Consider the following 12,756-nt stretch of genomic DNA (forward strand, 5'->3'; position numbering starts at 1 on the left):
CTGTCTGATGAGTCAGATTAAGGCGGCATTCTAGTGGCTTGGGCGTTCGATCACCAGTGGGCGGCTGGTAGGTGGCCAGAATCCGAGCCTGCACAGCGGCTGGCCACCAGCCTCTCTGCCCGGTGGATGGCTATCTATCTCATTGATTTGTGGTATGATTTCGCCCTGTTTTACGCCGCTCAGGCACCGGCTTCAGGCCGCAGCAGAGCGACTGACTGAACATAAAGGATACGGTACCGCATGGGTGAGCTAGCCAAAGAAATCCTCAACGTTAATATCGAAGAGGAACTGAAACAGTCTTACCTCGACTACGCGATGAGCGTGATTGTCGGGCGGGCATTGCCCGATGTACGTGATGGCCTGAAACCAGTGCACCGCCGCGTGCTCTTTGCCATGAGCGTGTTGGGTAATGACTGGAACAAACCCTACAAAAAATCCGCCCGTGTGGTCGGTGACGTTATTGGTAAGTATCACCCCCATGGTGACTCTGCTGTCTACGACACCATCGTGCGGATGGCGCAGGACTTTGCCATGCGCTACACCCTGGTCGATGGCCAGGGAAACTTTGGCTCGGTCGACGGCGACTCGGCCGCCGCCATGCGTTACACCGAAATCCGGATGGAGCGGCTGGCGCACGACTTACTGGCCGACCTGGAAAAAGAAACCGTCGATTTCGTTGAAAACTACGACGGCACCGAACTGATCCCCGAAGTACTGCCGACCCGCGTGCCGAACCTGCTGATTAACGGTTCATCGGGCATCGCGGTGGGTATGGCGACCAATATACCGCCACACAACATCAGTGAAGTGATTGCGGGTTGCCTGGCGCTGATGGAAAACCCGGAACTGACGGTCGATGACCTGATGGAATACATCACGGGTCCGGATTTCCCGACCGGCGCCATCATCAACGGTCGCAAGGGCATCGTTGAAGCCTACCGCACCGGTCGCGGGCGCATTTATATTCGGGCTCGCGCTGAAGTCGTTGTTGACCCGAAAACCAGCCGCGAAAGCATCATCGTTCATGAAATTCCCTACCAGGTGAACAAGGCTCGGCTGATCGAGAAGATTGCCGACCTGGTAAAAGAGAAGAAGATTGAAGGCATTTCTGAACTGCGCGACGAGTCCGACAAAGACGGCTTGCGCATCGCCATCGATCTGAAACGTGGCGAATCCGGCGATGTGGTGCTGAACAACCTTTACGCCCAGACCCAGCTGGAAACTGTATTTGGCATCAATACCGTGGCGCTGGTCGACGGCCAGCCGCGCATTCTGAACCTGAAAGAGCTGCTGGAAGCCTTTATCCGTCACCGCCGTGAAGTGGTGACGCGCCGGACCATTTTCGAACTGCGCAAAGCCCGGCAACGTGGTCATATTCTGGAAGGTCTGGCGATTGCTCTGGCCAATATCGACCGGATGATCGAACTGATTCGCGGTTCTGCCACCGGTGCGGAAGCCAAAGAACGGATGCTCTCGCAAAGTTGGGAACTGGGTGAGGTATCGGCCATGCTGGAGCGTGCCGGTTCCGATATTTCCCGCCCTGAGGACCTCGACGAGCAATTCGGTGTGCACGACAACCGCTACCATTTGTCGCCCGAACAGGCTCAGCAGATTCTCGACATGCGTCTGCAGAAGCTGACCGGTCTGGAACACGAGAAGCTGATTGGCGAGTACAAGCAGATTATCGACACCATTGGCGAACTGCTGCGCATTCTCGACAGCTACGAGCGCCTGATGGAAGTCATTCACGAAGAATTGCTGGAAGTGAAAGCCCAGTACGGTGACGAGCGGAAATCCGAAATCATCGCCAGCCGGCTCGATTTGTCGATGGAAGATCTGATCACCGAAGAAGACATGGTGGTCACCATTTCCCACGGCGGTTACGCCAAGACGCAGCCACTGACGGATTACGAAGCACAGCGTCGTGGCGGTAAAGGCCGTTCGGCGTCTGCCCTCAAAGACGATGACTTTATTGAGCATTTGCTGGTCGCCAACACCCACGACACCGTGTTGTGTTTCAGCAACCGGGGTAAGGTGTATTGGCTGCGTGTCTTTGAAATTCCGCAGGCCAGCCGCAACGCTCGCGGCCGACCGATGGTGAATTTGTTGCCGCTGGAGCCTGATGAGCGGGTAACGGCTATTCTGCCTATTCGTAATTACGATGCCGATCACTTCATCTTCATGGCGACCGCCAGTGGTACCGTTAAGAAGACGACACTGGATGCGTTCTCGCGGCCGCGCTCAGCCGGTTTGATCGCTTTGTCCCTGGACGAGGGTGACCGCCTGGTTGGGGTCGCACTGACCGATGGCAAGAAAGAAGTCATGCTGTTGTCGGATGCGGGCAAGGTGGTCCGTTTCAGTGAAGATCATGTTCGTGCCATGGGCCGCACCGCGCGCGGTGTGCGCGGCATTCGTTTGGGTTCTGGCCAGTCTGTTATTTCACTCATCATTCCACAGGCGGGTGGCACCATCATCACGGCTTCTGAGCGTGGTTATGGCAAGCGCACGGACATCAGTGAATTCCCGACCAAGGGCCGCGGTACCCAGGGTGTGATCGCCATGGTTACCAGCGAACGCAATGGGGCACTGGTGGGCGCGAAGCAGGTCTTTGATGGCGATGAAGTCATGTTGATCAGCGACCAGGGCACGCTGGTGCGCACCTCGGTTGAAGGCATTTCCGTACTCAGCCGTAACACCCAGGGCGTTACTCTGATTCGTCTGGCCGATGACGAGCATCTGGTCAGTATCGAACGTATTGAAGAGCCGGCTGAAGACGAGTCGGTTCTCGACGTCGCCGAAACGCCGGATTCAGAGATCGTAGCCGCCTTGCCGGGCGAGCCGGTTGGCAATGATCCGGATGATGCGGAAGACATTGCGGACGATGCGGATCCCGAAGATCCACAGTAACAGTGAATAACGCCGTCGGTTAGGCGGCATGATTAATCAGACCAGGAACGCGAGCGATGACCCGGGGATACAATTTTTGTTCTGGGCCTGCGATGTTGCCCGATGCCGTGATGCAGCGGGCGCAACAGGAATTGATGGAGTGGCAGGGCACCGGCATGTCGGTGATGGAATTGTCGCACCGGTCTGACGAGTTTGTCGGTGTGCTAGCGTCGGCTGAAGCCCGCTTGCGGCGTTTGCTGGGCGTATCCGACGACTTTGCCGTGCTGTTTGTGCAAGGTGGTGCCACCTTGCAGTTTTCCTGTGTGCCCATGAACCTGATGGGGCGTGGTGGTGCAGCCGAATTTCTGGATACCGGGACCTGGTCGGTCAAAGCCATCAAGGAAGCCGCCCGTTACGGTGAGGCCCGGGTGCTGGCATCAACAAAAACCGAAAACTATCTTCGGGCCGTGCGCGCCGATGAATTCAACGCAAGCCCCGATGCAGCCTATTTGCATTACACCCCCAATGAAACCATTGGCGGTGTTGAGTTCGATTACGTGCCGGACTCGGGTTCTGTGCCGCTGGTCGCGGACATGTCGTCCTGCATTTTGTCGAAAACCATTGACGTTAACGACTTCGATCTGATTTACGCTGGCGCCCAGAAGAACATTGGCCCGGCCGGTCTGACACTGGTGATAGTGCGTCGTTCGCTATTGGGCAAGGCGTTGCCGGGTACCCCCTCCTTGCTCGACTATCAGGCTCAGGCCGAGAACGGGTCGATGGTTAACACACCGCCGACCTTCGCCATCTACCTGGCGAATCTGGTGTTCGAATGGCTCGAGAGCCAGGGCGGCGTCGAGGCATTTGAGCGATTGAATGCCGAGAAATCCGGCTTGCTGTATCGGGTCATCGATGACAGCGGTTTCTATTCCAACCCGATATCGACACCACACCGTTCGCGCATGAATGTACCCTTTATATTGGCGGATGAGCGATTGAACGACACCTTCCTGGCGGGCGCTCAGGAAGCCGGGCTTTACAATTTGCAGGGCCATCGCAGTGTGGGTGGTATGCGCGCCAGCATCTACAACGCCATGCCGCTGGCGGGCGTTGAAGCGCTGGTCTCTTACATGAAGGAGTTCGAGCAACGTCATGGCTGAGCAACGTCCCCCCCAAGCTGATGAAATCGATTCGCTCGATCTGGCGCAGTTGCGCGAGGTCATTGACCGTCTCGATCTGGAAATTCTGGAGCGGATTTCTGCCCGGGCGCATTGCGCGTTAAAAGTGGCCGATGTGAAACTCAAGGCCGATCCGGACAATGCCGTTTTTTATCGCCCCGAGCGTGAAGCCCAGGTGCTAACCCGGGTGATGGAGCGCAATCAGGGCCCGCTGGGTAATGAAGACATGGCGCGGTTGTTTCGCGAAATTATGTCGGCGTGCCTGGCGCTTGAGAAGCCGCTTGAAGTGGCCTACCTCGGTCCGGAAGGCACCTTCACGCAGCAGGCAACGCTGAAGCATTTTGGCCAGTGGGTGCAATCCAAGCCCATGCCTGCCATCGATGAGGTTTTCCGTGAAGTCGAAGCCGGCGCCTGCAAGTATGGTGTGGTACCGGTCGAAAACTCAACGGAAGGTGTGGTTAACCACACCCTGGATACCTTCATTAACTCAAATCTGAAAATCTGCGGTGAAGTTGAGCTGCGCATTCATCATCACCTGATGGTTGGGCCCAATACCCAGCGCGGTAAAATTTCACGCATATACAGCCACCAGCAATCACTGGCGCAGTGCCGCAAATGGCTTGATGCCCACATGCCGATGGCCGAACGCATCGCCGTCAACAGCAATGCCGAGGCCGCACGTCGAGTGCACGGCGAGTGGAATTCGGCGGCCATTGCCGGTGAAATGGCGGCCAGTCTTTACGACCTGGACATCATTGAGCAAAAGATTGAAGACTCCCCCGACAACTCTACCCGGTTCCTGATCATTGGCACCGAAGACGTAGGCACTTCCGGTGAAGACAAAACGTCCATCGTCGTCTCTATGCGTAACGAGCCGGGGGCGCTCTACCATTTGCTTCGGCCCTTTAATGACCACAACGTTGATATGACCCGGCTGGAAACCCGGCCATCGCCTTCGGGTAATTGGACCTACGTGTTTTTTATCGATTTTTCCGGCCACCTGGGTAACGAGAACGTTCAGCGGGCCCTGGCTGAGATTCGTGAAAAGGCGGTTGAAGTCAAGGTGCTCGGGTCATACCCCAAGGCGGTTTTATAATTCACTGGCAATGTTTGAGCGGTGGGCTGGTGTTCGTGTGTTGGTCGCTCTGCAGGGAAATAGAGGAGACACTATGAGCTGCACAGGTGGTCTGTGGCTGAGGGCAGCGCCATGACGACACCCGCAGCGAAGCCTCGGGTACTGATGGTTGGCCTGGGGATGATTGGCGCCTCCTTTGCCAAAGCCCTCTGTCTGTCGCAAGCGGCGACGGTGATTGGGCTGGACGCCCAGCCGGGCGTCGCCGACAAAGCCAGGGCCATGGGCATTGTGGATGAGGCTGTTTCCTTTCCCGATTTGAATACCACCTTTGATGCCGTGATTCTGGCTGTGCCAGTGCTGGCCATGGGGCCTGTGCTGACCCAACTGAAACCCTGGCTCAGTGCCGATACCGTTATCTCTGATGTCGGCAGTGTTAAGGGGGCCGTCGTTGATGCCGCCCGCGACGCGCTGGGACAGCTGCCCGCAGGGTTCGTGCCGGGCCACCCCATTGCCGGGGCCGAACGTTCCGGCCTGGCCGCTGCCAAATCCGACTTGTTTGACCATCATCTGTTGATACTGACACCCCTGCCAACCTCGTCAGCGGAGGCGGTCCAGTTATTGACCCGTCTGTGGCAGTCGGTAGGTGCGGATGTGGTGACCATGTCGGTGTCGCGTCACGATGAAGTGCTGGCTGCTACCAGCCACCTGCCGCATCTGCTTGCGTTTTCGCTGGTCGATACGCTGGCCCGGGAATCCGAAAACCGGGAGATATTCCGGTATGCCGCCGGTGGTTTTCGGGACTTCACTCGCATTGCCGCTTCGGATCCCACTATGTGGCACGACGTGTTCCTGGCAAACCGTGAGGCGACGCTCAATATCCTGCGTCGATTCCAATCCGATCTTACTGTTCTGGCCGACGCCATCGAGCACCGTGAGGGCGCAACGCTCAAATCGGTGTTCGGTCGAGCCAAGTCCGCCCGGGACTATTTCACTGAAATTCTCAGCAGCCGTCAGCGCCATACCGATGACATTCGCAAGAATCTGATTGCGGCGCCGGTTCGCGCGGGTCTGGCCGGTGCAGTGGCCGTGCCCGGTGATCGCTCCATTTCCCACCGTGCTGTCATTCTGGCTGCTTTAGCTGAAGGCCAGAGTGAACTCAGGGGCTTTGGGAACGGCCACGACAACCGTACTACCCTCGAAGCCCTGCGCAAGCTGGGCGTTGGTATCGAGGCCGACGATACCGGTTGTGTGCAGTTGACCGGTGTGGGTCGACAGGGGCTAAAAGCAGCGGACAGCCCCTTGTATATGGGGAATTCCGCCACCTCGATGCGGCTGATGGCGGGTGTGCTCAGTGCCCAGTCGTTCAGCAGTGAACTGATTGGTGATGCCTCGCTGAGCCACCGGCCGATGGATCGAATTCAACAGCCTTTGCAGTCGATGGGTGCTCGCATTGACCTGTCGCCACGAAAGACGGCGCCCATTGTTATTCATCCTGCCGAAGCGCTGAAACCGCTCGACTATCAACTGCCGATGGCCAGTGCCCAGGTAAAAACGGCGCTGCTGTTTGCCGGGCTGTGTTCCGGTGTTTCGATGCGTTTACAGGAGGCAGGCCCCAGCCGGAACCATACCGAAGTGTTATTGGCTCGGCTGGGTTGTCCGATTCACGCTGAGGCAGGGGTCATTGAATTAGCGCCTGCGCGTCAATGGGCTGGTTTTCAGAGCGACATCCCCGGTGATTTTTCCCTGGCAGCCGTGCACCTGGCGGCGGCAAGCCTGGTTCCCGGTTCCGAAGTCACTATGTCTGGGGTCGGTGTCAACCCGAGTCGCGTCGGGTTGCTTGACGTGATGGGCCGCATGGGCGCCCGCATCGAACTGACCAACTATCGTGACCTCGGGGGTGAGCCTGTGGCGGATCTTCAGGTAAACTACGCGCCGCTTGTCGCGACCGAGGGTGCAGCGGACGTTGCCGGGTTACTGATCGATGAGTATCCGTTGCTCTTTGTTCTGGCGACCCAGGCAGAAGGGATCTCACGGTTCAGCGGTGTTCGCGAATTGCGATACAAAGAAACCGACCGGCTGAAAACCATGGTAGAAGGACTGACCACCCTGGGTGCCGACATAGAATTGAAAGGAGATGCCGTCATCATCCGGGGCCGGAGCGATCGTCCTCTGGACGGCGGTATTGTTGATTGCGGCGGTGACCACCGAGTGGCACTGGCCTATGTGGTCGCTGCGCAGACGGCGCTGCGACCCATCATTATTCGAAATTCAGGGCGCGTGTTAGGCGCCTATCCGGATTTTGCCGAGCATGCACTGGCACTTGGCTATTCGGTGACCGTAGAGGATTGATTATGTTATCCAAAGCTCCCGTCATCACCCTGGATGGGCCTGGTGGCGTTGGAAAGGGCACCGTCAGCGGCCTTCTGGCCAAACACCTGGGCTGGCACTACCTGGACTCAGGTGCCCTGTACCGTTTGGCTGCCTTGGCAGCGATGAACCATGGGGTTGATTTTGATAATGAATCCGCCCTGGCCGTGATTGCCGAACACCTGGACATTCGTTTTCAGCAGGAAGACGGTGCCGCCGTCACAATTCTATTGGAAGGTGACGACGTGACCCGGCAAATTCGTACCGAAGAAGTGGGCTCAAATGCCTCCCGGGTGGCTGCCTTTTCAAGGGTCCGAGATGCGCTGTTGCGCCGGCAGCGCGCCTTTCGTACCGAGCCCGGGCTAATCGCCGATGGCCGCGATATGGGCACGGTTGTCTTTACCGATGCACCGCTCAAAGTATACCTCACCGCCACCAGCGACGAACGGGCCCGTCGGCGGGTGCTGCAGTTGGAGCAGGGCGGAAGCGTTGTAGAGTACGATCAGGTCTTGCAAGACATCAACGAGCGGGATGAGCGCGACAGAAATCGCGCCGTTGCCCCGCTGAAACCAGCTGAAGACGCTCTGGTTATCGACACGACTAGCCTGAGTATTGAGGCGGTCCTCGAACGCGTTCTGCAGCAGGCAGCAGACCGCGGTCTGGTGAGTCTTTGAGACCGCAGAATCGGCTTATCAACGAGAATTTACAGGGAATAGGGCGAATTTAACCCGGATCAGACCAAAAAAAGGGTTGTACCCCTTGGTTCCGGGCGCTTAATCCGTATAATACGCGCTCCTGATTTCCGCTATTTTCAACTTGGTTTTTGAACCGGAATTGGACGTAGCAAAGACCCTGGCAGACCGCAGTTCCAGCAAAGCGGCTCCAGGATATGTTGGGTTGACCCGTGCGGGCTGGCGTGCGGAAAGGTCTGTATTTACGAGAGAGTCGCACTCCTCACACCTCAGGCCGTTAATCATTGGGACATTTAATCGAATGACTGAATCTTTCGCCGAACTTTTTGAAGAAAGCTTAAAGACCATTGAAATGGAGCCAGGCTCCATTGTTACCGGTGTCGTTGTCGCCATCGACTCTGACTGGGTGACTGTACATGCTGGCCTGAAATCTGAAGGTGTTATCCCTCGCTCACAGTTTTTGAGCGAAGAAGGTGAACTGGAAGTGGCCGTGGGCGACGAAGTTAAAGTTGCTCTGGAAGCGGTAGAAGACGGTTTTGGTGACACACGCCTGTCGCGTGAGAAAGCCAAGCGTTCAGAAGCCTGGTCTGAGCTGGAAAAAGCTTACGAAGCGGAAGAAGTAGTCAAAGGTATCATCAACGGTAAGGTCAAAGGTGGCTTTACCGTCGATATCAGCTCTGTACGCGCTTTCCTGCCAGGTTCACTGGTCGACATCCGTCCGGTGCGCGATACCGCTCACCTGGAAGGCAAAGAGCTGGACTTTAAAGTTATCAAACTGGACCGTCGTCGTAACAACGTCGTCGTATCCCGTCGTGCCGTACTGGAAGCTTCCAACAGCGCCGAGCGTGAAGAACTGCTGGCCAGCCTGCAGGAAGGCCAGGTTGTTAAGGGTATCGTCAAGAACCTGACCGACTACGGTGCTTTCGTAGATCTGGGCGGCGTCGATGGCCTGCTGCACATTACCGATATGGCGTGGAAGCGCATCAAGCACCCGAGCGAGATCGTTCAGGTGGGTGACGAGATCGACGTTAAAGTACTGAAGTTCGACCGTGAGCGTAACCGCGTATCTCTGGGTCTGAAGCAACTGGGTGAAGATCCCTGGGTCGACATCAAGGGCCGTTACCCGGAAGAGTCTGTTGTTAAGGCACGCGTAACCAACCTGACCGACTACGGCTGCTTTGCCGAGCTGGAAGAAGGCGTTGAAGGTCTGGTACACGTTTCTGAAATGGATTGGACCAACAAGAACATTCACCCGTCCAAGGTGGTTTCTGTTGGTGACGACATCGAAGTCATGATTCTCGACATCGATGAAGAGCGTCGTCGTATTTCTCTGGGTATCAAGCAAACGGTTGTAAACCCATGGGAAGACTTCTCCAACAACTACAACAAGGGCGACAAAGTCTCCGGCAAGATCAAGTCGATCACCGATTTCGGTATCTTCATTGGTCTGGAAGGCGGCATTGACGGCCTGGTTCACCTGTCTGACATCAGCTGGAACGAATCTGGTGAAGATGCCGTACGCAAGTACAAGAAAGGTGACGAGCTGGAAACCACCATTCTGTCGATCGACCCTGAGCGTGAGCGCATTTCTCTGGGTATCAAGCAATTGGACAGCGATCCGTTTGCCGAATACGTCAGCGAAAACGACAAGGGCGCTATCGTGACCGGTACGGTCAAGGAAGTGGATGCCAAGGCCGCTATCATCACCCTGTCTGGCGAAGTCGAAGGCACCCTGAAAGCCTCCGAAATCTCGCGTGACAAGGTTGAAGACGCGCGCAACGTGCTGAAAGAAGGCGATTCAGTTGAAGCCAAGATCATCAGCGTTGACCGCAAGAACCGTGCAATTACTCTGTCTGTGAAGTCGAAAGACGTCCAGGACGAGAAAGTTGCGGTTCGCGACCTGAAAGAGAAGACCGTTGAAGCCTCTGGTCCGACCACCATTGGTGATCTGATCAAGCAGAAAATGGAGCAGGGCGACTAATAACTCGCGCTGTCTAAAAAAACCGGCCCAGTGCCGGTTTTTTTGTGCCTGTGAAAAAGAAGGTTTGAATAAAAAGGGAGGGCGTAGCCGGTGACGTGGTTGCCGGGAGCCCGCTCGAATTAGGATGAGCCGTAAAAAAACGTTAAAAAATAAACACTTGTGTTATCTCAAAGGGTGAATTAGTCTAAATATTGACCGTAAAGGAAGACCCGACCGGGGAGGTTCGAAGATGACCAAATCCGAGTTAATTGAACGCATCGTCGACCGTCAGAATCAGCTGTCAGTCAAGGATGTCGAGCTCGCCATCAAGACAATGCTCGATCATATGGCTGAAAGTCTGGCGGATGGGGAGCGCATTGAAATTCGCGGGTTTGGAAGCTTTTCTCTGCATTACCGGTCACCCCGCGTAGGGCGCAATCCCAAAACAGGCGAATCCGTTACTCTGGAAGGCAAATACGTGCCTCATTTCAAGCCGGGTAAGGAATTGCGCGAATCGGTCAACATAGCCATCGAAAGCGACTAACCCATTACCCTGTACCCCATCCCTAAGCCGGGAGGCTTGCGTTAACCATGATCGCCCGATCACTCCGACTCATTATTCTGCTGGTTCTGTTAGTGATGTCCTGGCTATTGGCCTTTGGTAACAACCAAAGCGTTGCCCTGACATTCCTGGGTTGGATGACCCCCGCGCTGCCCCTCTTTGTCTGGCTGGTGCTGGCCGTATTCCTGGGCATACTGATCGGTCTGGTATTTGGACGTCTTGCTGGCCGCAAGGCAGCCCGGAAGTAGAACATGATATCCCTGTTGAAACAGGCCATTCAGCGCCTGGTTAACCCCATGTCTGGTCCCCGCTTTCAGCTGGATCCGTTTGAGCCGTTGTCAGCTCAGCCGGATCGTGAGCTCGATGTGTTGCTGGAACGGCTGGCCGTTGACGAAGATACCCTTGAGATCCACCTGGCATTGGGTGAGCTGTTTCGAAAGCGAGGCCAGATCGACCGTGCCATTCGCGTGCATGAGGCCATGCTTGAAGCCGATTTATCCGAATCGGATACGAGCAGAGTGAGGGTAGAGCTGGCGCAGGATTTTTTCTCCGGTGGCTTTCTCGGTCACGCTGAATCCATACTCGAATCGATGATCGTGGGCGATGGTATGCTCGATTCAGCCCGGGCATTTCGCCTGTGGCTTGCAGTGCTGGAGCGCGAGCAGGAGTGGGAGCGCGCGATCGAACTGGTGCAGAAATACGGCCAGGCAGGGTCCGGCAGCATCCGGTTGGCAAACTTCTATTGCGAACTGGCGATCAAGTTAAGCCACGAAGGTCAGACGGCCGAGGCACGTCAGGCGTTGAAAGAAGCTCGCCGGGTTTCCGACAGTGCCAGAACCTACCTGGTCAGTGCCGAACTGGATACCACTCAGGGTAACTATCACCGGGCGATCCGGTGGTTGCGTGATGGTCTCGACCGGGATGTGCGACGCATCGATGTGATCCTCCCGGCGTTAAAACGACTTAGCCGTTTAACCGGCGGCGAGGCGAATTTTCGCAAGTATCTGGAAACGCTGTATCAGCGCCACCCCAGTCATCGCATTCTAAGTGAATTGCTCGATCTGGTTGGGCCGAACGATCCCAGGGCCCTGCAATGGCAAAACGAATTCGAGCAAATTGTGCACTCCGGTGCCTCCTTTGAATTGATGCAGCGCTGGATCGAGCAACGTCAGGACATCGGCGATCGCGCCCGCTCAGTACTGATTGAATCTCTGAAGCGGATCAAGCTGCGGCTCTCGGATCAATACCAGTGTACCCACTGCGGTTTCCAGTCAACCACCCTGTTGTGGTATTGCCCGCAATGCGAGCGCTGGGAGACGCTGTATTCGCGTCATGAACAGAAGACGTTTGAGGCAAGTAATACTTAAGCACAGGGGTAGGGCGTTGATTTATAACCGAAAATCCTTGATTTCAAATGATGAGTTGGTATTATTTGCCCCGCTTTCAGCAACCAGCTGAGTGCCTGTGTCCCGTTCGTCTAGTGGCCTAGGACACCGCCCTTTCACGGCGGTAACAGGGGTTCGAGTCCCCTACGGGATACCATCTATTTTCTGTTTTGAGAGCATAGGTGTTCTTAAGACAAAAAAGCGCGGGAATAGCTCAGTGGTAGAGCACAACCTTGCCAAGGTTGGGGTCGCGAGTTCGAATCTCGTTTCCCGCTCCAAATCAAAGCGAAAGCAGCCTAAAGGCTGCTTTTTCTGTTTATGGGAACCGAGATTCCATCTCGTTGCGATCCATCACGTCCCTGTGATGGCCCCTTCGGGCGCTAGCGCGTCGTTAAACGCTCCCGGCGTTTAATCCCGCTCCAATTATTGTTAAAGCAGCCTAATGGCTGCTTTTTCTGTTTATGGGAACCGAGATTCCATCTCGTTGCGATCCATCACATCCTTGTGTTGGCCCCTTAAGGCGCTAGCGCGTCGTTAAACGCTCCCGGCGTTTAATCCCGCTCCAATTATTGTTAAAGCAGCCTAATGGCTGCTTTTTCTGTTTATGGGAACCGAGATTCCATCTCGTTGCGATCCATCACATCCTTGTGT

9 protein-coding genes and 2 tRNA genes are annotated in these 12,756 nt (G+C 55.9%); all 11 read left to right on the forward strand.

All coding sequences use genetic code 11. The annotated features are described in order from the left end of the window. Positions 1-240: 240 nt before the first annotated feature. Positions 241-2,907, forward strand: coding sequence for a DNA gyrase subunit A (gene gyrA, locus EP166_RS02340; protein WP_127555202.1), 2,667 nt, complete (start codon positions 241-243; stop codon positions 2,905-2,907). Positions 2,908-2,963: 56 nt separating this feature from the next. Further along, positions 2,964-4,046 carry a 3-phosphoserine/phosphohydroxythreonine transaminase gene (gene serC, locus EP166_RS02345; RefSeq protein ID WP_127555203.1) on the forward strand — a complete coding sequence of 361 codons (1,083 nt, stop codon included), beginning with the start codon at positions 2,964-2,966 and terminating at the stop codon, positions 4,044-4,046. Beyond that, positions 4,039-5,160 carry a prephenate dehydratase gene (pheA, locus tag EP166_RS02350; protein ID WP_127555204.1) on the forward strand — a complete coding sequence of 374 codons (1,122 nt, stop codon included), beginning with the start codon at positions 4,039-4,041 and terminating at the stop codon, positions 5,158-5,160. The genes serC and pheA overlap by 8 nt, the downstream gene beginning before the upstream one ends. 111 nt (positions 5,161-5,271) lie before the next feature. Then, positions 5,272-7,488 (forward strand): 3-phosphoshikimate 1-carboxyvinyltransferase, encoded by a 2,217-nt coding sequence (gene aroA, locus EP166_RS02355; RefSeq protein WP_127555205.1) that lies wholly within the window; start codon positions 5,272-5,274, stop codon positions 7,486-7,488. Positions 7,489-7,490: 2 nt separating this feature from the next. Further along, positions 7,491-8,180 carry a (d)CMP kinase gene (gene cmk / locus EP166_RS02360; protein ID WP_127555206.1) on the forward strand — a complete coding sequence of 230 codons (690 nt, stop codon included), beginning with the start codon at positions 7,491-7,493 and terminating at the stop codon, positions 8,178-8,180. A 319-nt stretch (positions 8,181-8,499) separates the two neighbouring features. After that, entirely contained in the window at positions 8,500-10,179 is a 1,680-nt protein-coding gene (rpsA, locus tag EP166_RS02365; protein WP_127555207.1) for a 30S ribosomal protein S1, read from the forward strand. Between the two features lie 229 nt (positions 10,180-10,408). Beyond that, entirely contained in the window at positions 10,409-10,702 is a 294-nt protein-coding gene (ihfB, locus tag EP166_RS02370; RefSeq protein ID WP_127555208.1) for an integration host factor subunit beta, read from the forward strand. Positions 10,703-10,749: 47 nt separating this feature from the next. Then, positions 10,750-10,968, forward strand: coding sequence for a lipopolysaccharide assembly protein LapA domain-containing protein (locus EP166_RS02375; RefSeq protein WP_127555209.1), 219 nt, complete (start codon positions 10,750-10,752; stop codon positions 10,966-10,968). A 3-nt stretch (positions 10,969-10,971) separates the two neighbouring features. Further along, the gene (locus EP166_RS02380; RefSeq protein WP_127555210.1) at positions 10,972-12,087 is read left to right on the forward strand and encodes a tetratricopeptide repeat protein; all 1,116 of its coding nucleotides are present in this window, start codon (positions 10,972-10,974) and stop codon (positions 12,085-12,087) included. Positions 12,088-12,186: 99 nt separating this feature from the next. Then, positions 12,187-12,262, forward strand: a tRNA-Glu gene (locus EP166_RS02385). Between the two features lie 46 nt (positions 12,263-12,308). Continuing rightward, positions 12,309-12,383: transfer RNA gene (locus EP166_RS02390), tRNA-Gly, on the forward strand. Positions 12,384-12,756 lie beyond the last annotated feature (373 nt).

Source organism: Saccharospirillum alexandrii (assembly GCF_004000275.1).
GTDB classification, from domain to species: domain Bacteria; phylum Pseudomonadota; class Gammaproteobacteria; order Pseudomonadales; family Natronospirillaceae; genus Saccharospirillum; species Saccharospirillum alexandrii.

Excerpts from the sequence above, each read along its gene's own strand:
- gyrA (WP_127555202.1), top strand. The coding sequence starts at position 241 with ATGGGTGAGCTAGCCAAAGAAATCCTCAACGTTAATATCGAAGAGGAA.
- serC (WP_127555203.1), top strand. The coding sequence starts at position 2,964 with ATGACCCGGGGATACAATTTTTGTTCTGGGCCTGCGATGTTGCCCGAT.
- pheA (WP_127555204.1), top strand. The coding sequence starts at position 4,039 with ATGGCTGAGCAACGTCCCCCCCAAGCTGATGAAATCGATTCGCTCGAT.
- aroA (WP_127555205.1), top strand. The coding sequence starts at position 5,272 with ATGACGACACCCGCAGCGAAGCCTCGGGTACTGATGGTTGGCCTGGGG.
- cmk (WP_127555206.1), top strand. The coding sequence starts at position 7,491 with ATGTTATCCAAAGCTCCCGTCATCACCCTGGATGGGCCTGGTGGCGTT.
- rpsA (WP_127555207.1), top strand. The coding sequence starts at position 8,500 with ATGACTGAATCTTTCGCCGAACTTTTTGAAGAAAGCTTAAAGACCATT.
- ihfB (WP_127555208.1), top strand. The coding sequence starts at position 10,409 with ATGACCAAATCCGAGTTAATTGAACGCATCGTCGACCGTCAGAATCAG.
- EP166_RS02375 (WP_127555209.1), top strand. The coding sequence starts at position 10,750 with ATGATCGCCCGATCACTCCGACTCATTATTCTGCTGGTTCTGTTAGTG.
- EP166_RS02380 (WP_127555210.1), top strand. The coding sequence starts at position 10,972 with ATGATATCCCTGTTGAAACAGGCCATTCAGCGCCTGGTTAACCCCATG.